The sequence below is a fragment of the Ruminococcus sp. 1001136sp1 genome (assembly GCF_039841815.1).
GTDB lineage: Bacteria > Bacillota > Clostridia > Lachnospirales > Lachnospiraceae > Blautia_A > Blautia_A faecis.
In genome coordinates this window covers 71,617-91,942 of record NZ_JBDPGY010000010.1, presented here as the reverse complement: position 1 = coordinate 91,942, position 20,326 = coordinate 71,617, and the positions used below count along the sequence as shown (strand labels likewise).

At 44.9% G+C, this 20,326-nt stretch carries 24 protein-coding genes; 23 read left to right on the top strand and 1 reads right to left on the bottom strand.

Going from position 1 to position 20,326, the window contains the following annotated elements; genetic code table 11:
• The first annotated feature begins 2 nt into the window (after nt 1-2).
• From ABHC48_RS10650 to ABHC48_RS10550, 21 genes are all read left to right on the top strand, one after another.
• Nucleotides 3-1,430, top strand: coding sequence for a phage portal protein (locus ABHC48_RS10650; RefSeq protein ID WP_195699462.1), 1,428 nt, complete (start codon nt 3-5; stop codon nt 1,428-1,430).
• Nucleotides 1,427-3,001: a minor capsid protein gene (locus tag ABHC48_RS10645; RefSeq protein ID WP_195699461.1), complete on the top strand. Its 1,575-nt coding sequence runs from the start codon at nt 1,427-1,429 to the stop codon at nt 2,999-3,001. The genes ABHC48_RS10650 and ABHC48_RS10645 overlap by 4 nt, the downstream gene beginning before the upstream one ends.
• Entirely contained in the window at nt 3,002-3,169 is a 168-nt protein-coding gene (locus ABHC48_RS10640) for a hypothetical protein (RefSeq protein WP_195699460.1), read from the top strand. It begins immediately after the preceding gene.
• 176 nt (nt 3,170-3,345) lie between these two features.
• A complete protein-coding gene (locus tag ABHC48_RS10635) occupies nt 3,346-3,510 on the top strand; it encodes a hypothetical protein (protein ID WP_195699459.1) in 165 nt (54 codons plus the stop codon).
• Between the two features lie 134 nt (nt 3,511-3,644).
• On the top strand, nt 3,645-4,289 hold the full coding sequence (locus tag ABHC48_RS10630; RefSeq protein WP_195699458.1) for a DUF4355 domain-containing protein: 645 nt from the start codon (nt 3,645-3,647) through the stop codon (nt 4,287-4,289).
• Between the two features lie 17 nt (nt 4,290-4,306).
• Nucleotides 4,307-5,239, top strand: coding sequence for a hypothetical protein (locus tag ABHC48_RS10625; RefSeq protein ID WP_195699457.1), 933 nt, complete (start codon nt 4,307-4,309; stop codon nt 5,237-5,239).
• Nucleotides 5,236-5,481, top strand: a complete 246-nt coding sequence (locus ABHC48_RS10620; protein WP_195699456.1) for a Rho termination factor N-terminal domain-containing protein — start codon at nt 5,236-5,238, stop codon at nt 5,479-5,481. Before ABHC48_RS10625 ends, ABHC48_RS10620 begins: the two co-directional genes overlap by 4 nt.
• The gene (locus ABHC48_RS10615; RefSeq protein ID WP_272066982.1) at nt 5,478-5,825 is read left to right on the top strand and encodes a phage head-tail connector protein; all 348 of its coding nucleotides are present in this window, start codon (nt 5,478-5,480) and stop codon (nt 5,823-5,825) included. Before ABHC48_RS10620 ends, ABHC48_RS10615 begins: the two co-directional genes overlap by 4 nt.
• Entirely contained in the window at nt 5,800-6,174 is a 375-nt protein-coding gene (locus tag ABHC48_RS10610) for a hypothetical protein (RefSeq protein WP_195699455.1), read from the top strand. The genes ABHC48_RS10615 and ABHC48_RS10610 overlap by 26 nt, the downstream gene beginning before the upstream one ends.
• Nucleotides 6,171-6,689 carry an HK97-gp10 family putative phage morphogenesis protein gene (locus ABHC48_RS10605; protein WP_195699454.1) on the top strand — a complete coding sequence of 173 codons (519 nt, stop codon included), beginning with the start codon at nt 6,171-6,173 and terminating at the stop codon, nt 6,687-6,689. The genes ABHC48_RS10610 and ABHC48_RS10605 overlap by 4 nt, the downstream gene beginning before the upstream one ends.
• Nucleotides 6,686-7,060, top strand: a complete 375-nt coding sequence (locus ABHC48_RS10600) for a hypothetical protein (protein WP_195699453.1) — start codon at nt 6,686-6,688, stop codon at nt 7,058-7,060. Before ABHC48_RS10605 ends, ABHC48_RS10600 begins: the two co-directional genes overlap by 4 nt.
• A gap of 16 nt (nt 7,061-7,076) precedes the next feature.
• Nucleotides 7,077-7,493, top strand: coding sequence for a phage tail protein (locus tag ABHC48_RS10595; RefSeq protein WP_195699452.1), 417 nt, complete (start codon nt 7,077-7,079; stop codon nt 7,491-7,493).
• A gap of 11 nt (nt 7,494-7,504) precedes the next feature.
• Nucleotides 7,505-7,939 (top strand): hypothetical protein, encoded by a 435-nt coding sequence (locus ABHC48_RS10590; RefSeq protein ID WP_148463648.1) that lies wholly within the window; start codon nt 7,505-7,507, stop codon nt 7,937-7,939.
• Between the two features lie 26 nt (nt 7,940-7,965).
• The gene (locus tag ABHC48_RS10585; protein ID WP_195699451.1) at nt 7,966-8,316 is read left to right on the top strand and encodes a hypothetical protein; all 351 of its coding nucleotides are present in this window, start codon (nt 7,966-7,968) and stop codon (nt 8,314-8,316) included.
• Between the two features lie 39 nt (nt 8,317-8,355).
• Nucleotides 8,356-11,244 carry a hypothetical protein gene (locus ABHC48_RS10580; RefSeq protein ID WP_195699450.1) on the top strand — a complete coding sequence of 963 codons (2,889 nt, stop codon included), beginning with the start codon at nt 8,356-8,358 and terminating at the stop codon, nt 11,242-11,244.
• A gap of 11 nt (nt 11,245-11,255) precedes the next feature.
• On the top strand, nt 11,256-11,660 hold the full coding sequence (locus tag ABHC48_RS10575) for a hypothetical protein (protein ID WP_195699449.1): 405 nt from the start codon (nt 11,256-11,258) through the stop codon (nt 11,658-11,660).
• Nucleotides 11,661-11,672: 12 nt separating this feature from the next.
• Complete coding sequence (locus ABHC48_RS10570) at nt 11,673-11,921, top strand: hypothetical protein (RefSeq protein WP_195699448.1); 249 nt, start codon at nt 11,673-11,675, stop codon at nt 11,919-11,921.
• Nucleotides 11,905-12,291 carry a hypothetical protein gene (locus tag ABHC48_RS10565; RefSeq protein ID WP_195699447.1) on the top strand — a complete coding sequence of 129 codons (387 nt, stop codon included), beginning with the start codon at nt 11,905-11,907 and terminating at the stop codon, nt 12,289-12,291. Before ABHC48_RS10570 ends, ABHC48_RS10565 begins: the two co-directional genes overlap by 17 nt.
• Nucleotides 12,292-12,302: 11 nt before the next feature.
• On the top strand, nt 12,303-15,374 hold the full coding sequence (locus ABHC48_RS10560) for a hypothetical protein (RefSeq protein ID WP_195699446.1): 3,072 nt from the start codon (nt 12,303-12,305) through the stop codon (nt 15,372-15,374).
• 17 nt (nt 15,375-15,391) lie between these two features.
• Nucleotides 15,392-15,949, top strand: a complete 558-nt coding sequence (locus tag ABHC48_RS10555; protein ID WP_272066981.1) for a hypothetical protein — start codon at nt 15,392-15,394, stop codon at nt 15,947-15,949.
• A gap of 426 nt (nt 15,950-16,375) precedes the next feature.
• Nucleotides 16,376-17,368, top strand: coding sequence for a tyrosine-type recombinase/integrase (locus ABHC48_RS10550; protein ID WP_195699444.1), 993 nt, complete (start codon nt 16,376-16,378; stop codon nt 17,366-17,368).
• A gap of 518 nt (nt 17,369-17,886) precedes the next feature.
• Here ABHC48_RS10550 and ABHC48_RS10545 read toward each other — a convergent pair.
• Nucleotides 17,887-18,168, bottom strand: a complete 282-nt coding sequence (locus ABHC48_RS10545; RefSeq protein WP_272066980.1) for a hypothetical protein — start codon at nt 18,166-18,168, stop codon at nt 17,887-17,889.
• 65 nt (nt 18,169-18,233) lie between these two features.
• On the opposite strand from ABHC48_RS10545, the gene ABHC48_RS10540 reads away from it, so the two are divergent.
• Both ABHC48_RS10540 and ABHC48_RS10535 read left to right on the top strand, forming a co-directional pair.
• Nucleotides 18,234-19,775, top strand: a complete 1,542-nt coding sequence (locus ABHC48_RS10540) for a tail fiber domain-containing protein (protein ID WP_195699442.1) — start codon at nt 18,234-18,236, stop codon at nt 19,773-19,775.
• A gap of 90 nt (nt 19,776-19,865) precedes the next feature.
• Nucleotides 19,866-20,324, top strand: a complete 459-nt coding sequence (locus ABHC48_RS10535) for a phage holin family protein (protein WP_195699441.1) — start codon at nt 19,866-19,868, stop codon at nt 20,322-20,324.
• Nucleotides 20,325-20,326 lie beyond the last annotated feature (2 nt).

Below are 20,326 nucleotides of genomic sequence, written 5' to 3'. Positions count from 1 at the left end.
CAATGTATATATTTACAATTCCAAGAGAAAAATTTGACGAGCGGGCACCGGACAAAAGGATCATCCGTCAGCTGATCAGTAAGCACATCAGCCTGGTTGGAAATCTGAAAAAGAACATGGCTTATTACCAGGGCAAACATAAGATCCTGGAAGATGCCAAGCGGGAAAACAGGCTGGTATGCAACCATGCAAAGGACATTTCAGACACAGCCAGCAGTTATTTTATCGGAAATCCTGTTACTTATAAGTCAGATGCTGATATAAAGGATTTGACAGATTCTCTGGAGACAGCAGGGGCAGATGAGACTGACGGCGATAATGGTCTGGATCTTTCCATCTATGGCCTGGCATATGAATATGTGTATGTGAAGGAAAATGAGAATAATCTACTGACCAAGAACCTGTCCCCGGAAAATACGTTCATGGTAAAAGATGACAGCATTGAGGAAAACGAGCTCTTTGCTGTCTATTATTATGTCCGGAAAGATGATTCGGGGACGGGACCGGAGCATTATATTGCAACCGTGCTGACGCCGAATTACAAGTATGAGCTGGACATCCAGAACAATGAAGTACCACAGCTGACAACAGAACTGCCAGTTCCCCATTACCTGGGAGAAATCCCGATTATTGAGTATTTGAACAATAAGCTTGCCATTGGGGACTTTGAGCTTCAGATTCCTCTGATCGACGCATACAACGCGCTGATGAGCGATCGCATCACAGACAAGGAGCAGTTCATTGATGCCATCCTTGCCATTTATGGTACGCTGCTCTCAGATGAGGATGAGCCTGGTACAGAAGAGGAAGATCAGAACATCAAAAAGGCAAAAGAAAGGCTGAAAAAGTACAAGGTACTGGAAATGCCGGATACAGCTAAGGCAGAGTACCTGACCAGGACGTTTGATGAATCTGGTGTTGAGATTCTGAAGAAGGCTATTGAACAGGATATCCACAAGTTTTCCCATATTCCCTGTATGTCAGATGAATCCTTTGGTGGAAATGTGTCTGGTGTGGCTATGGAGTTTAAGCTCCTGGGAATGGAGAATATCACCAAGATAAAGACCAGATATTACAGAAAAGGTTTAAGAAAGCGCATTCGGATTTTTTGCAATTATCTGGCACTCCATGGCAAGAGTGTGGATCCGGCCGGAATCACAATGACCTTTACCAGGGCACTGCCGAAGAATCTGTTGGAGATCTCCCAGATTGTGGCAAACCTGTGGGGAAAAGTAAGTAGAAAAACACTACTGTCCCAGGTACCATTTGTGGATGATGTGGACGAGGAACTGAAAGCTTTGGATGAAGAGACAGAAGAGAACCTGAAACGGCAGCAGGAGGTCTTTGGCATGCAGGAGAACACACCGCCGCAAGATGGTAATCCGGATCAGAAGGAACCGGATAAATCTGAAAAGGATGATGCTGAATGAATAACTACTGGGAAAGACGCGCCGTGTGGGACTTATACAAGAACCTGGATAACGCAGAAGCCACAGCTGATCTGATCGCAAAAGTGTACAGAAGCGCTTCTATGAATCTGACTTACGCTGCGAAAGATATATTTGAAAAGTATATGACAAAACACAAATTGTCAGAGACAGAAGCCCGCCGGTTATTGGATACCTTACAGGATAAGACTTCTCTGGATGAACTTCTGCGGACACTGAAGAATAAAGATTATTCAGAAAAAACCAAGCAGGAGCTTGTCCAGGAACTGGAATCTCCGGCATACCGTGCAAGGCTTGAAAGACTCCAGGATGTTATGCAGCAGGTAGATAAGCTGATGGAAAATGTCTACCACCAGGAGCAGCAGTTTGATACCAGTTTCCTACGTGATCTGGGAGAAAAGGCTTATTACCAGTCTATTTACAATGTCCAGAAGCGTACCGGTCTTGGCTTCAGCTTTTCCCATATCAGCCAGAAACAGGTTGATCAAGTGCTACGGATGAACTGGTCTGGAAAGCATTACTCAAAGCGTATCTGGAAGAACACAGAAAATCTGGCGCAGACATTGAAAGAAGAAATGCTGGTCAGTCTTCTCACAGGCCGTACTGATCGGGAAACAACACAGATTATCGAAAACAAGTTTGGAACAGGAGCTATCCAGGCAAGACGGTTGGTGAGGACAGAAAGTTGCTTTGTAGCTGGTGAGCTTACCGCTAGGGCTTATGAGGAGTGCGGCGTAGAGAAATACCGGTATCTCGCAACCCTGGACTTACGTACCAGTGAGATCTGCAAGAGTCTGGATGGAAAAGTCTTTTTACTGTCAGAGAGGCAAGCGGGAAAGAACTATCAGCCCATGCATCCCTGGTGCCGTTCTACAACCATTAGTATTATTGATGAAGAAACTCTCGCCCGGATGAAAAAAAACGCCTATAACCCGGCTACAGGCCGTATAGAGAAGGTGCCAGCGAATATGACCTATGACCAGTGGTATGAGAAATACGTGAAAGGGAATGCCAAGGCGGAAGCCCAGGAGAAGGCTACTAAGAACAGTGCATCAGACCGGGAACAGTATGAACGCTATCAGAAAGTCCTGGGAAAAGAAATTCCAAAAAGTTTTGCAGGATTCCAGGAAATCAAGTATAATGAACCTGAGAAATGGAGATTCATGAAGCTGGATTACCAGAGAAGGAATGAGCTTCTGCAGCATCCAGAGTTGAAACTGCCGAATGCAGAAAATGCAATTTTGCCAGAGCCTAAGTTTACGAAATATCTGTTTGATGAGAACAGTGAGAAAGGTTATCCTAAGGGCAGAGCCTTTACAGATCGCTTGGGTTATGGAATAGATAATTGGCAGAAACTTCAGAAAGCGTTGAAAGAAGGCACAACGCAGTATCCGGCCACGTTCAAAGGAAATGAAGGATTTGGTGATAGATATGAACAGAAAATGGTTTTGTATGGCCTTAAGGACACACCAGCAAATGTAATTGTTGCATGGATCAAAAAGGCTGATGGCACAACAAAGCTGACCAGTACGTACATTAAGGAGGCGAAGTAAATGCATATAAAAGAATTTGATACAGTCCTTCTGAAAGATGGACGGAAGGCAGCAGTTGTTGAGATATTAGATGATACACATTTCCTTGTGGATGTAGGGGATTCGCCTGCTGACTGGGATACTATTAACGCAACTATGGATGATATAGAAAAGGTAATTTCTAACTAACAATTGTTAATACCGTTACAAAAAGATTATGATGAACAGGCAGAACGGGCAGCATTTATGATGATCCGAATGCTGGACATTAAAGTAAAACAGAAATATTGATTATTAGGAGAGCTTGGAAACAGGCTCTCTTTTAATATGCAAAAATTGCGCCGGCGCAAGAGGAGGTGAGAACCATGAAGATAAAAGTAATCAAGCGTTACAGCGATATCCGTCTGCACAAGGTAATCGAACCTGGTACCGTCCTGGAGGTGGACGAGGCCAGAGCAGATCACCTGGTGAAGGAAGGGATGGCTGAAATCGTGAAGGAACCAGCTAAGACCGCACAGAGAAAGGAATAGGTGATCCAATTATCTCCCTCTGGGACGCAGGGTGACGCGTCTTATTTTTATGCTCCGAAACGAGGGTAAACTAGAAAATCTGAAACGAATGGCCCGGGCCCTGAAAGGGAATAGGCTGGGCGGAAAGGATAGACATGAGAAATAGAATTGTAAAAGCATTTTGTAAAGTACCAATGAACCTGCAGCTTTTTGCAGAAGGAGGAGACGGCGCTGGGGCTGATGGCGGCAATGGCGGTGGATCTGGCGAGGGCGCAGGCGGTGAAGGTGGAGCTGGTGGAGATACCCCTCCATCTTTTGATGACTTCCTGAAAACAGGCGGCAACCAGGCGGAGTTTGACAGACGTGTCCAGAAGGCGGTCAATACGGCAGTGACAAAAGCCCAGGAGAAGTGGCAGGCACTGGCGGATGATAAGCTTTCCGAAGCCGAGAAGCTCGCCAAGATGACAAAGGAAGAAAAAGCGCAGTACATGCAGCAGAAAAGAGAAAAGGAACTTACTGACAGAGAGGCAGCAATCACACGCAAGGAGCTGATGGCAGAAGCCAAGAACACCCTTGCCAGTGATGGGCTTCCCCAGGAACTTGCAGAGGTACTGGATTATTCGGACGCTGATACCTGCAAGAAATCCATGGAGAAAGTCAAGGAAGTGTTCCAGAGAGCTGTAGAGACTGCAGTGGAGGAAAAGCTGAAAGGCGGCAAGCCCCCGAAGAAGGCACCAGGCGGTGACGCACAGAAAGCCCTGGAAGAGCAGGTGTATAACATCATGATGGGCAATAATTAAAGGAGAGTGAATAAATTATGGCAATTAACACATTAGCAGCTGCAACCTTATTTATGACTATGCTGGATAAGGTCGCAGTACAGGAAGCAACAACCGGATGGATGGACGCCAACGCAGGACGTGTGATCTATAACGGTGGAAATGAAGTAAAGATCCCGAAAATGTCCCTTCAGGGAATGGGAGACTATGACAGGGATAACGGATATACACAGGGCTCCGTTACTCTGAATTACCAGACAAAAACAATGACTCAGGATCGTGGACGTCTGTTCAATCTTGATCCAATAGATATCAACGAGGCGAACTTCATTCCAACAGCGTCTGCTGTTATGGGTGAGTTCCAGAGAATGCATGTAGTTCCGGAGATTGACGCTTACCGTATCTCTAAAGTGGCTACAGAAGCAATCACAGCTGAAAAGGCAGGAATGGTGGATTACGGTTACACTCCGGGAGCCACTGGAACTTCTGCGCTCAGAGCTTTTAAAGAAGGTATCAAGGCGGTACAGGATAACTATACCGGACCTCTTGTATGCCAGGCAACTACTGATTTTATCATGGAGTTGGAACTGGAACTTGCTGGAAAAATCACTGCGACAACCTTTTCAAAAGGCGGCATTGACACACAGGTTCCTTCTGTGGACCGCGTGCCAATTATTCCAACATCCTCTAACCGTATGTATACTTCTATCAAGATCAATGATGGAAAGACAGAGGGGCAGAAACAGGGCGGTTATGAAAAGGGAGCCACCGCAAAGAATATCAACTTCTTTATCTGCCCGGTAACCACACCAATCGCGATTACAAAACAGGATGTCATGAGAATCTTTGATCCGTTAGTAAACCAGAAATTAAACGCATGGCAGCTGGATTACCGTAGATTCCATGATATCTGGATCCTGGAGAACAAACTGGATTCCGTTTATGTGAATATCAAGGAGGCAAAAGCATGAGAGTGATCAGAGAAAATGTGGAACGCGAAGTGGATGCTTCCAAGTGCGAGCAGCTGCTCAAAGATGGCTATAAGTTGGTAGAGACTTCCGGGGATTCCAAAAAGGAATCCTCAGAGGAAAAAGCTCCTGGAGACCTTGACGGCATGAGCCTGGCAGAGCTTCGGGCTGTTGCCAAGGAAAAAGGTCTTTCCGGTTATTCCAGTCTGAGCAAAGAAGAACTGCTTGGTGTCCTGAAAGGGTGATTGGATTGACGGATGAAGAGAAAGCAAAAGCCATAGAGCGTTTGAAAATCCTTACCGGCAACAATGATGAGAAACTGATTGGAGTGTTGATTGACGAGGCAGAAGCGTTTGTTCTGGGGTATACCAACCGAACTAGGCTTGTTACCGGACTTGAGAAAGCTGTGCGCGATCTTGCTGTGATTGCCTTGAACCGTCTGGGAACAGAGGGCGAGACAGGCAGAAGTGAAGGTGGTGAGTCCTATTCTTTTGACAATGCTCCCAAGCAGATCTATGACGTGCTGAACCGGTTCCGGCTGGCCAGAGTGGGAGGCAGAACCTATGAGACTAAGACAAAGCAGACTTGAGACTTATTATCATAGAAAACGGATGGTAAAAAAGGACAGTGAGGGCAGCACTTATGAAGAGTACGGTGCTGCCAGTTCTTTTTCTGGGGAATCCTGGCCTGCTTCCGGGAAAGTCCAGGCGCAGCAGTATGGACAGCGACTTGGGTACATCCGTAATGTGAAAATTGATGGAGGATATGCCATCAAGCCGGATGAAAATGGACGGTTGCATTACATTCTGGATAATGGTATTGATCTGATGGAATTGGATGGAATCTGCCTGTTCGTTAGTGAGAATACTGAGCCGGATTACAGGATTGTTGCAATTAAACCATACCGTTTTCTGACGCTGGAGGTGGAACGGACATGAGCGCGGAAGGTCTGGATGAACTGGAAATAAAGCTGGATCAGCTGGAAGATGTAAATCTGAATAAAGCAATCGGGAATGCTATCCAAATTGTACGAAGCGTAGCCGTTATGAATGTACATCATGTGGATACAGGGGAACTCAGGCAGAGCATTTATGCAGAAGTGGAAGATAACGGCGATACGGTAACTGGTGTCTGCTGGACAAATAAACCTTATGCGACCTATTTGGAATTTGGTACCGGACCGAAAGGTCAGGAGAACCATGCAGGCATTTCACCAGAGATTACGCCAGCCTATACGCAGAATCCCTGGTGGATCCATGAAAGCCAGGTGGATAGGCATGTGGCGGAGAAATACCACTGGTTCTATATAGATACTCCGGATGGGCGTTTTTACCAGTGTACAGGCCAGCCCGCCTATCCGTTTATGTATCCGGCGCTAAAAGATAACCAGGATCAGATTCTGGAAGGAATGAAAACTGAATTTTCGGCAGCAATAAAGGAGAGCATTAAATGAAAAATGTAAAAGATGAAGTATTTGCGGCACTGCTTACTGTTTCAGAGCATGTGTCTGATACATACCCGAAAGAGTGGGCAGGAAATGAACCGACCATTCAATTTACCGAAGAAGACAACAGCGTCTTTGAAGGCAGTGGAAGTGCAGAAGGAATGAGAGAAGATAAATCCAAGGTACGGTACCGCATTGATATCTGGGATTTTAAAAATACCTCACCAACTGCGGTTGCTGTAGATAAGGCTGTGTCCGCTCTTGGGTTAAAGCGTATCGGCTGTGCAGATGTTCCGGATCCATCCGGCATGAAGCACAAGCAGATGAGGTACGAAGGAATTATTGATATGGATTCAGACCAGGTATACTGGCTGAATTAAGAAAGGAGAGCGAAGCATGTTAGCAAATGGTGCAAAGTTAGGATATAAAAAGAAATCTGAAGCAAGCTCCGCGTATAAAGACCTTCCGGGATTGAAAGAGATTCCGGAGCTCGGCTCAGAGCCGGAAAAAGTAGAAAATACAACTCTTACAGACCCTCATAAGATGTATGAGCTTGGAATTGGTGACTTACCAGATATGGTGTATAAGTACAAGTACGATAACACTAAGGCAGACAGCCCGTATCGTGTTATGCGTCAGGCGGCAGAGGACAAAGAAGTATTAAGTTTTGAAGAGTCAGATATAGATGGCACCAAAATCCAGTATGACGCACAGGTCTCCGTAAAACGTACTGGTGGAGGCGTCAACGGTGTGATCGAGTTCGAACTGACTATGATCGTGCAGTCTGATATTGTATACGTGGATCCGGCATAAGGAGGTAGCGCATGGAGAGTTTAGGCGGATTAAATGATGTGTCCGAAAAGGACGAGATGAAAGAGGAAAAGGTTGTAAACCTGGATGAAGAGAAAAAGAAGCGCAAGCCCTTCTGGTACTGGACAGTAAAAGGCAGGGATTACAGACTGAAACTGAAAGCTTCTACAATTGGCAAGCTGGAGAACAAGTATCGCCAGAATATTATGAACCTGGTGGAAGACATGCCCTCCCTGTCGGTCATGCTGACTATTATTCAGGCGGCTATGGAGCCCTGGGAGCATGGGATTGATTACCCGGATATCCAGAAGATTTACGATTCCTGGACAGAGGAAGGTGGAAACCAGGTTGATCTGTTTAAAAAGGTGGTAATCCCTACCCTGGTGGTTTCGGGTTTTTTCCCGGAGAAACAGGCTCAGAGCATCATGGAGGAGCTGGAGAACCAGTAAAGACAACCTCAGAGTTTCTGAGCGAGTTGTACCCATATGCCCTTGATGCAGGTATTTCCATTGACCTGTTTTGGAATTCTTCTGTAAATGAGATCATAGACATGCTGGAAAGCTACGGCAGGAGAAAAGAGCAGGAACGTAAGCTGAAAATTCAGGACGATTTCATTATAGCAGAAGTGATTGCACTTAATATCCTGGCACCTGTTGCTGGTGATAAAGAGGCAATGCCCCATCCCTGGGATTATTATCCAAGCTTTTTTGAGATTGAGAAAAAGTCCTGGGAAGAGAATCATCTGAAACAGCAGATGGAAGATTATAGGGAACGAAGAAAAGCATATATTGCAGAAGTAAACAGACGAAGGCAGTTAGGCTTATAACCCGACTGCCAGTTTTTATGCCCTGAGGAGGTGAAATGAATGGCAGACGATAAGAATCTTGCAACCTTAAAGGTTACCGTGACAGCGGATAAGAGCCCATTGAAAAAAGCACTGGACAGTGCCAAACAGGACACTGCGAAAAGTACATCGCAGATCCAGGGGATGCTGCAGAAAATCAGGAAAACAATGTCCTCTGTTTCTTTAAAGGGAATGGTAAAAGACTTTCAGATAAAATCCGGGATAAAGGTTCCAACGCAGGAGTTTCAGGAGCTTCGGGAGGAAGCAGGCCAGGCAAGAGATGCTTTGGCTGGTTTACTTGAAAAGCAGAAAAAACTGGAGGCACTTGGTGTCAAAGAACAGAGCAGGGAATGGAAATCATTGCAATATGACATCGAAAAGGCAAAGAATGCCGTTGAAGGATATAAAACTGAGATGTCAGAGATGAAAGCAAATGGTGCGGATGTAGAGAGAACGGTATCTCTTCCAAAGCAGGCAATGGGATTGGGAAAATCAGTTGTCGGCGGCATTGGTAAGGTAGCAGGTCTCGGTGCATCAGCGGTTTCGAAAGGCTGGGGTGGACTGGTAAGAATCCTTGGCGGAGTCACCTCTGCATTTTTAAAAGTAGGCGGTGTGATCAGACGTACATCTGGTTTATTCGGTGCACTGATTCAGAAATTCACAAGCGGAATTCCTATCCTAAACCGATTCACTGGTGGAGTAAAAGACAATGGCAGTTCCTTTGGCGGCGGACTGAAAAATCTGCTGAAGTATTCCTTGGGAATTCGAAGCCTGTTTGCCTTGGTGAACAAGCTACGGAGTGCACTGGTGGATGGATTCAAAAATCTGTCTCAATACAGCGGGGATACCAATAACAGCCTTTCCATGCTGATGTCTTCCTTGACTCAGCTGAAAAATGCTTTTGCAGCAGCATTTGCACCGGTACTGAATATTGTGGCACCAATCCTGAATGCAGTAATCCAGAAAATCATTTCTGTGGTAAATGCAATTGGACAGCTTACCAGTGCTTTGACCGGCGCCGGTACCTTTATCAAAGCCAAACAGCTGAACCAGAATTATGCTGCAAGTCTTGACAAGAACACAAAGAGTGCCAACAAGGCAAATGATGCAAATAAAAAGCTGCAGCGCACACTTCTTGGGTTCGACCAGATCAATAAACTGGATGATACGTCCGGTTCCAGTTCTTCTGACAGTGCCGGTACTGGCGGCCTTACTGGAAGGGACATGTTTGAGACACTGAATGTTTCAAACGAAATGAAAGCACTTGCAGCGCAGATCAAGGAAGCCTGGAGAAATGCTGATTTTACCGGAATTGGCAGAATTGTTGGACACAAGCTGAATTCAGCCTTGCAGAACATTCCATGGGATTCTATTCAGAATACCTGCAACCGGATTGCAAAGAGCACAGCTACATTCCTGAATGGTTTCATAGAGGCTACGGACTGGAATTTAGTTGGGAATACGCTATCCCAGGGAATCAACACGGTATTCGGAACTGCTAATACCTTTGCTGAGAATTTCAACTGGGGAAGCCTGGGAAATGCCGTAGGAAACGGTATCAATGGGGCTCTTGGCGGTCTTGACTGGAATCTGATCAATGAGACGGTCTTTAATATTGCAAAAGGTATTACGGATGGACTGAACGGATTTATCCAGACAACAGACTGGGGACTGGTAGGGCATTCGCTTGGAAGCGGGATTAATACAGTTATAGGTTTTATTCATACTACAATAGAGAATTTTGACTGGATCGGAACCGGTAATGCATTGTCTGAATTTGTAAACAGCGCGATCCAGACGGTTGACTTTGCTGGCATTGGAGATACATTCTCCGATGGCTTGAAAGGTCTGCTGGATTTTGGAATAACTGCTCTTGAAGGGATTGACTGGTACCAGCTGGGAGAAAAAGTCTGGGAAGGTCTTGCGGCAATTGACTGGAATGGAATCGCAGACCGTACTTTCGAACTGATCGGTGCGGCTTTTGGAGGTCTTGCGGCTTTCTTGGGAGGCGTAATCAGCGAAAAAGTGCAGGAGGCAAAGCAGTATTTCCAGAAGAAGATTGAAGAGTGCGGTGGAAATGTAGTTGAAGGTATTTTTAAAGGTATTGTTGATGGTGTGAAGGGAATCGGTACCTGGATCAAGCAGCATATCTTTGATCCATTTATCGATGGTTTCAAAAATGCATTCGGAATCCACAGTCCATCGACAGTCATGGCTGAACAGGGTGGCTTTATTATTTCAGGACTCCTGAAAGGTCTGAAGGATAATATCGGTTCTGTCTTAACCTGGATTGGAAAAATTCCAGGAAGGGTGAAGGACAAGCTGTCAGATGCCAAGGACTGGCTGGTTGAGACTGGCGGAAATGTTTTATCTGGTTTAAAAGATGGATTGAGTGAAAAATGGGACAGCATAGGGGACTGGTTTCAGGATCTTCCAAATAAGATCAGCAATGCAATCCCAGATTTGTTCAATACCGGAAAAAATGCAATCCAGAACTTTGCCAGTGGATTTGGTTCCGTACATATTCCGCTACCGCATGTTTCCGTATCCTGGAATAAACACAACGTAGGCCCTGTGAGCTTCTCTACACCAAGCTTTGGATTGAGTTGGTATGCCAAAGGCGGTTTTCCAGAGAGCGGTGAAATGTTCATGGCGCGCGAGAGCGGTCCTGAGCTGGTCGGCCGAATGGGAAGCAAAAATGCCGTTGCTAACAATAATCAGATTATCGAAGGTATCCGTGCCGGTGTATATGATGCTGTAGTAAATGCACTGGAGAGCAGATCACAGTCCAAAGACAGAGAGGCAGAGATCCATATTTACCTGGAAGGTGATGCAGACAAGCTGTTCAAGATTGTCCGAAAAAAGGGACAGCAGTATCAGAAATCTACTGGGAAACCAGTATTTAGTTAGGAGGTGGTCGGTTGAGTGACTTTGTAAGCAGTGGAACAACTACTACAAAAACATCTTCAGATATTGAAATTGATGGAGTACCAATGCCAGGTCTTAAGCTGAATGGTCTTACCGTGACCAAAGAAAAAATATGGTCCCAAAATACCGGACGTGCAGCCAATGGCGAGATGGTGGGAGACCTGATTGCGATTAAATATACTTTGAAATGCAGCTGGCCGCCGCTGACAAGAGAGCAGGCAGTGGTGATTGATAAAGCCGTTTCCCCTGCTTTTTTTAATGTGACTTTCCTGGATCCCGGGACAAATACCAAAGTAACGAAAAGATTTTATGCAGGCGCTCCAGCCTACCCTGTATATACCTACCATAAAGGTGTGAAGACGTACCAGGGTGTGGCTGTGGACCTGATTCAAAAATAGGAGGAAACCAAAATGTTAAAAGGAACAAAATCAGTATCCATGAATTTCAACAGCATGATCAATGACAGACCTGTTGTGTACATGTCTGCACAGATCCCGGAAGCTGGGAACGCAAGCACCAGTATTACCGTCCAGGATCGTGACTTGTATGAGACAAACAAGACAGAGTGCAGAAAAGACATTGAAGCATTTAACCAGTTAGTCTATGCAGCTGAGGACGAGCGTGTAACAGGAGGTACTGCAGATGAAACTGAAAAATAAAGATATATTAAATTTTGTCAATGGCTGTGCTTCCTTAAGGGAGAAGCGGCTGCCGGTAAAGCTTGGCTATGCAATCAAAAAGAACCTGGCAGCAGTCAGTGATGCCGCCAATGCCTATGATGCAGAGCGTCAGGAACTGCTTGGGAAATATGCGGCAAAAGGCGAAGATGGAAAGTTCCTGGTTGAGAACGGGCAGTATTCCATCGAGGACAAAGAAGGCTTTGCAAAAGACCTGGATGAGCTTCTGGCAATCGAGACAGAGGTTAGTATCCATACTGTTTCAGAGGAAGAGATTGAGAAATGCGACGATCCACGTTATGATGCCCTGACAGTGGCTGACCTGGAAACACTTGAGATCATGACAGAGTAGGAGGTGGTCCTGTGTATCAGTCTTCAGAAGCTTTTGGAAACCTGGTACTACAGGATTCCAGAACTTTTAAAGCACTCATCACATATGATGATGTATCCATAACAAATGCGAAAAGCATTAAGTTTACTGGCGGAGCAGAAGGGGAGGATGACTTTTCCCTTGGCTCCACAGTGAGCCAGTACGTTACCATCATAATTCCGGATCCGGGAAAAGCCATTGAGGGGCATGAGCTCCTGGTCCAGATCGGAATGGAAGTGAACGGTCTGGTGGAATACATCCCCATGGGATATTTCACGCCTGGAAAACCATCCAGAAATGAAGAACAGATTGAGTTTACAGCCTATGACCGGATGATGAAAACAGAGCGTGCATTCTCCATGGACGGAGACAGTACGGATACGGCGGCTGTTCTGAAAAGGATCCAGGAAATCACAGGGGTAATGGTTGTAACTGATGGTCTTTCCGGCATTTCCATGGAGGTTCCGAAAGGTTACAGCTGCAGGGAGGTCCTTTCTTACGCAGCACAGCTTCATGGCTGTTTTGCAGTATGTAACAGAAACGGACAGATTGAACTGCACAGGTACGTGGACAGCGGTTATACGGTCAGCACCGGCAGATACTGGGATTCTTTTGAGCACAACGATTACCTGTTCCAGATGGAAAAGCTTACCTGTTACACTGGCCAGGACGAAGAGGGGAAAGATGTTTCTGTTTCATCTGGAGATGGACCAAGGGCAGTGATCTTTTCCAATCCGTTTATGGCACAGGATACCCTGGACAAAGTGATGGATTCCCTGAAAGGTTTTTCCTATATGCCAGGTTCCCTACGGATGATGGGAGACCCACGGCTGGATCCGTGGGACGTCCTCACCGTGGAAGACAGAAAAGGGGGCTCCTACAAGGTTCCGCTGATGAAACTGGAAAGGGAGTATGATGGCGGTTTTACGGATTCTGTGGAGGCTGTGGGTTTATCAGAAGATGAAACAAATGCAAACTGGAAAGGTCCTGCCACAAAAGAAATGGAGCGGTATTATGCACAGCTGGTGATGATCGACCACGCTATGATCAACAAGCTGGATGTGGATACTGCCAATTTGAAATTTGCAACAATCCAGAATCTGAATGCGGTCAATGCGACGGTACAGAACCTGGATGCAGAGTTTGGAAGCTTCAGGGATCTGACTGCTACAAATTTTACTGCCGCCAATGCAAAGATCAATATCCTGGATTCCAGTTATGCCAATATCAAAACTCTGCTTGCTGGTGGTGCCGGTGTGGGGGATTTGCAGAACATCCACCTTACTTCCCAGAATGCTGTGATTGACTCTGCACTGATCAGAACTGCAGTTATGCAGACGGTTTCAGTTGGAGATCTTTTAAGTGGCACCATTTCCACCAATAAATTTATGATCACATCTGATGATGGCGGGATTAAGATCCAGGGGGCAACCCAGCAGTGGAGGGACATAGATGGAACCGTCCGGATGCAGGCTGGCAGGGATGCAAACGGTGATTTTACCTTTTCCCTGTTCGATAAGACCGGAAAAGGGATTCTGCTGGATGCCACAGGCGTGAAGCCTGGAGCTATCGCAGATGGTCTGATCGTGAATAAGATGGTGGCGGATAACGCAGCCATTGCCGGCACTAAGTTGGATATCCCTTCGGTGGTGTCGGCTATCAATGGCAGCTCCCAGAGTATCAAGAGCAGCCGGATCTGGTTTGACGATCAGAACCAGAGCCTGAACCAGTTATACAGCCAGATGAATACCAACATTGTCAGTGCTTCTACGACTGCATCCAATGCCGCCAGTACCGCAAATGCCGCCAGCAACACGGCAAATGCAGCTTCTGACGCGGCGAAGAAAGCCCTGGACACTTTGTCCGGGATTTCCACCCTGGATGCAATCGGGGCTTCCCTGGACAATGATGCGCATGTGGTCCATACCTATACGGATGGTTCCGGTGGGGATTACAGCAGCTGTCATACCACTTTTTCCGTGTATCTGGGTGATACGGATGTTTCCGATCATATTGACCAGATTACGGTGAACGTTTCTGAAGGTGTAAGCGGTACCTGGAACCCGAAAACCAGAACGTATCAGGTCACAGCAATGACTTCTGACAACGGCTACGTGGATATTTCGGGGCTTTACGGACTGGAAGGGAAAGTTCTCCTGGTCGGTGGAAAAGGGCTTGTAGTAGGCGGTAAAACGCTTGTTGTAAAGTCAATGGGCTCCTGGATCACCAAGAGATTTTCCATCAGTAAGGCTAAGGACGGGAAGATTGGTCTCAGCTATGACCTCAGAGTCAGCAGCCAGGTGATCCGGAAACAAAAGGACGGAAAGACTCTGGTTCCGGAAAGCGTGACTTTCTCAGCATTTAAGAATGACAATGGGATCATCAGCAGTTATTCCGGAATTTTTCAGATCGAGGAATCAAAAGACAATGGAAAGACCTATGTTTTGAAGTATGGTTCTTCATCTGCTGAGATCATGAAGATATATGCTCCCTCCGGAGCTGACGTGAACATGATCCGCTGTACTTTATATGATACATCCGGAGCCCAGAACCTGGATACCCAGACCGTCATGCTCCTGGCAGATGCGGAAGGGCTGGCTGATGATATCAAAGCCGCCCAGAATACCGCAGACCAGGCAAAAGCTGCCATTGTTACGACAAACCAGAAAGTAGCCAACATTGAGACAAGCGTGGATGGTTTGAAGATGAATCTGTCCGAGACAACTACAGACCTACACGGTCTGGTGGGAAATTCACTTCTGTACAATGTCCGCTATCATGATAACGAAGACGGCACTACAACTGTGACTGCAGTTGTGTACCAGAATGGAAGCGAGGTCACAAAGAATTATCCGGCAGCATGGTTTTCCTGGCGTAAAAAGACTGAAAGCGGTGAGAGCTTCCTGGGATACGGCTACAGTATCAAAGTAAAGAATGAAGATTACATGTTTGGCGGTGTGGTGATCGGACGATTTACCACATACAAGACTGCAGCGCTCATAGTAGGCGGCAAACTCCTTGTGATCGGAGGGAAAGCTGTCAATCTGAATGTAGATGCGGTATAAAGAAAGGAGATTAAGCTATGGCATTACCACAAGACGGCCAGGACGCAAACGGCCTCACAAAAGTAACACAGATTCCTGCAGGGAAAGAATTGATGTTCATCGATCCCACCACGAATGAGGGTGGGATTATTACGTTGGAGGATTTGACAAAGCAGATTTTGAATGGATTGACCTCACAAACCTTCGGTTTAGACAGCGGAACCCAGACACTACCGGCAGCCATTAACTATTTATATGGCAATCTTGGAAGCCATAATACTTTTTACAAAAATCTTGGGGACGATAATAATCCACTCAGTTCATATGATTTAACATTAAAAGGTGGAGCAAAATCCGATAACGAAATATCATACTTAATATTTATCGGAGATCGTGGATACAGTACGTTTACCAAAACACCTTCCTTGTATATCGCTAGTGGAGGCGTAACTTATGCAAGTGTACAAAGACTTATACTTGGAAGTAACAGCTCTATTGAAGCTTCAATTACAAAAGGAAATCCTTTTACAGTTAGTTTTACAGGATTTGCACCAAAATCCAGCTTACTGATTTGCATACCTCTTGTAAGAGCTTAGGAGTAATTAACTGTACATATTAATAATTATGCCTGTATGACATAATTTCCTGTGATATAAGCTCTTGAAAGATTCGCAGGCTTATATAATTGCATTGTTTGTCCGTTGGGATATAACCATAGGGAGCCAACAGTATCAAAGGGACCTGCACCACTTTTTACATCTACAACTGCGTAAGAATAATTAGGGTTAAAATCTTTAAAATCTTTTGTTATTTCAATTCGTTCCGTATTAAGCGGTAAGTTTTCAAATGCGCCGTATACACCTACCGTATTTATAGTCCTTTTTAGGTAAAGATATCCGTATTCGGTTTGTATTGTGGAAATCTTTGTTTTTGAGTTGCCATATTATATAGTCAGCACTTTGTAGGGTAGACCTTCCTGGTACCGGAAAATATAATGGAATCAGGAAGGGAGGTATTCATTTATGACCGAAAAATTGATTCAAAATGTAATTGTAGCAATGCAGGATAGCCTTACTGACGAACAGCTTCAGAAACTGGAAAACGTTCTTGCAATCAATCTTCATGGCATGGAAGTGAGAGAGGAGTGCACACAGCTGGTTACTTCGGAACGACACTGGGAGCGAATTCTAAAGCTGTACATAGCTAGTAAACGTTTGGAAAACTGCGCAGAATCTACACTACTGGCGTACAATCGGTGCATTACACTACTATTTCAGGGAATTAATAAGAAAATTCACGAAATAACTACCAATGATCTTAGGTACTATTTGGCTGTATACCAGGAACAGAGGAAAATTTCGTTGGCTTACCTTGAAACTTTGCGGCACAATATCAGCGGATTCTTCAGTTGGGCTACGGATGAAGGCTACATAAACAGGAATCCAGCTAGAAGATTAAAACGTGTAAAAGTGCCGCAGAAAATCAAGAAACCTTACACTGCAGAAGAGCGGGAACATCTTAAAGATGTAGCGAAAACGGAAAGAGATGTGGCAATCATGGAGCTCTTATACAGTACGGCTGGGCGTATTGGCGAAGTGGTAGCTCTTAATCGGGATGATGTAGATTTTGTAAACAGAGAAATAATCATTTACGGTCAAAAGGGTAAGAAGGAGCGTAAAGTGTATCTTACAGAAGGTTGTGTTTATCATCTTAAGAAATATCTGGAGAGTAGAGACGATAACAATCCGGCATTGTTTGTGAGAGGAAGGAAGCCGTATAATCGCCTGGGAAGGCAGGCAATACAAGACATGCTCCGGAAACTTGGAGCGGAAGCAGGAGTACATGCGCATCCGCATAAATTTAGAAGAACATTACTTACGGATGCAGGTGCCAGAGGTGTGCCATTACAAGAAATCCAAGCTTATGCTGGGCACGCAAAGTCGGACACAACAATGCTGTACGTAAGTGTTAAACAGGAATCAGTAAAAGCATCCTTTATGCGTCTGATCGCATAGGAAAAGGAAAAAATAAATGTTGGAAAAGCCAGCTGAAAAGGTGGCTCGGGGAAGTGCGGCCTTTGGGAAAACGATTGTATTTTTGAGGGAAAAAGGAGCTTGCGTATAATATGGCAACTCAGCAAAACTGAACGATAATTCTGAGTCAGTTAATAAACATCAGAATATCGGTGAAATACATATACATACCATCACCATCGGAAAACTTGTAGTATTACAAGCATCATTGAAGATAATTGGTGATATTCCATCACGAACACAACTTGTTACCAATATTCCTATTAAGTCACCTCTTATAAATGGTATTTCTGCTAGCTTTGTAGATAATTCCAATTTTGATAAAAAAATATTATTGATAGATAATTATGGCGCTACAGGTGGAATAAGTTTAACTAATGTCGAAAACCTCACCAAAGGAAGCTATAGAGGCGCTATTGTTATGATTACTTGCTAAATAATTTTTATTATTTTGCAAATAAATCTTAGCCCAAAAGATGTACCTGTTGCCTCTTTCAAAATTAAATATACCAAATTCTGGCACTCCTGTTTGCTGGCAACACAACAGAATTGTTACATGATAAAGTAAAATCATTCTTATTTGTAGAAGAAACCACTACTCCAGCACTAAACCCTCCACACAGAATTACCGCTACAATGGTTGTTCCTTCTGGGATATTAGCTTCTATGGGATCAGAATAGTATTCAAATCCTGGATCTGAGTTTTTTATTTTAATTCCACTTATGCTCATAATGACAGATTTTAATGACTTGCCATATTGTTTAGTAAAACAAGAATTCATGCTAAAGGGCACCTCCCAAGGTGTCTTTTATTATGGATTTTTATCCGGAAAGGAGGAAAAACCCGATGATATTCGAGCAACCAGTCAATATATACTCGCAGGATTATGTACTGAAGCGTTTCCAGTCTAATGAAACAGCTGTCCAAGTAGTCAGAGGAAAGATCTCTGCACTGATCAGCGAGTCAGAATTGATTGAGCTGCAGAACAGCAAGGCAACCATGTACAGTAAACTTGCATCAGCCGTACTGGATATAAACAGCCTTCAGCTGCAGTTTTCCGATATCAGCAGTAAATACGATACCGTAACCGGTCAGTACAGTTCCCTGGATGCAAAAGTAGCAGATTACAAAGCAGGCTTGGATGGACTTTCGGTAAACCTGACCAACCTTAGTACCAGGATAAACAGTGACTATTCCACGACTACTGCCATGAATGCAGCCATTAAGGCAAGTGTGGATGGACTGTCAAGTACCGTTTCCCAGACTTATGCGACAACACAAAATGTTAAATCTTCACTGGCAGAAGCTGACACAAGTGCAAAGAAATATGCAGACAATGCCGTGCAATCAGCGGATAAATCCGCAAAGGGATATGCGGATGCGGCACAAAGTGCAGCAGTAAAAGCTGCGAATGCAAATACAGAAGAACTTCTGAAATCGTATCCGACTGTAACTGCTATGGAATCAGCCATTAAGCAGAATGCGGATTCTATCACAGCATCTGTTTCAAAGACTTATGCAACTAAGGAGGGGCTGAGCGACGCCAGTACAAAGATATCAAATCTAGAGACCTGGAAGTCCCAGGCCGCACTGAAGATCACAGATTCCGCAATCGTCAGCACCGTAACCAGTTCCACATCCTGGAGCAAAAAGGCAGACAAGGCCAGCCTGATCTCCCAGATCAACCAGTCTGCAGAAAGTATTTCCATTAACGCGAGCAAGATCAATTTAAACGGTGTGGTAACTGCTAATAGCTATTTTTGCATTTTAACCGATGGAAGTATAAAAAGCACCAAAGGTACGCTGGGAGGATGGACGATATCGTCCGATAAAATTCAGTCACGTTTTGCCGGAATAGATGCGCTGACTATACACTCGGATGGATATTTAAAATTCGGAACGTGTAAAATAAGTTCAACCGGAGGAGCACTTACAGTAAAAAACGGCTTACATCTTTACACAGCTGTAAATACAGATAGCAGTGGTTTTGACGATGGCACGGAGAGATTCAAGATATTCGGATTAGGTCATGTATCGTCTGGAGGACATCTGGTATTTGACAGTGATGGGGCTACGGTTTCTTATTTATCCAGTTCATCCAGAAGATACAAGAACCATATCCGGGACATGACAGATAATGATATACAAAATCTGTATAAGCTTCCAACCGTGTTCTTTGTTTATAAGCCTGGCTATCTGGAAAAAGACAGCGCCGTTCCCATTCCCGGGCTTTACGCAGAGGATGTGGAACAGTACCTTCCATTAGCTGCCAGATACCAGAACGGACTGATTGAAGACTGGAATGAAAGAGCTGTGATCCCGTATCTGATCAAGGCAATCCAGCTGCAGCACGAAGAAATTGAAGCGCTGAAAAGAAAGGTGGCGTGAAAATTATATGAACGAACCCAGGGCGAGACCGTGTAACCGGTCTTATTTTTATACCATAAAATAATATAATAAGAAGGAGAACACATAATTATGAAGGTGATTGATACGTATAATGCCATTGTTGGCGCAGTTGTTGCTGTATTGAGCTATATCTTTGGAGAACATTGGATTCTGTTTGCTCTTTTCCTGGCGTTCAATGTTGCGGACTGGATCACAGGTTGGATGAAAGCCAGACTGACACACAAAGAGAATTCCAAGGCAGGATGGAAGGGCGTTCTGAAGAAACTGGCTTACTGGATTATGATCGCAGTAGCCTTTGGAGCTTCGGCAGTGTTCGTGGAGTTAGGCAAGACGCTTGGAATTGATCTTGGAATCACTACATTGCTGGGGTTCTTTGTCCTGGCATCCCTGTTAGTAAATGAGATCAGGTCTATTTGTGAGAATCTGGTGGAGATGGGAGTGGACGTCCCGAAGATCCTGATCAAGGGGTTGGAAGTGGCAGACAAAGCAATTAATAAAGATGGGGAAGATATTGACGAGGGCGAGTGATC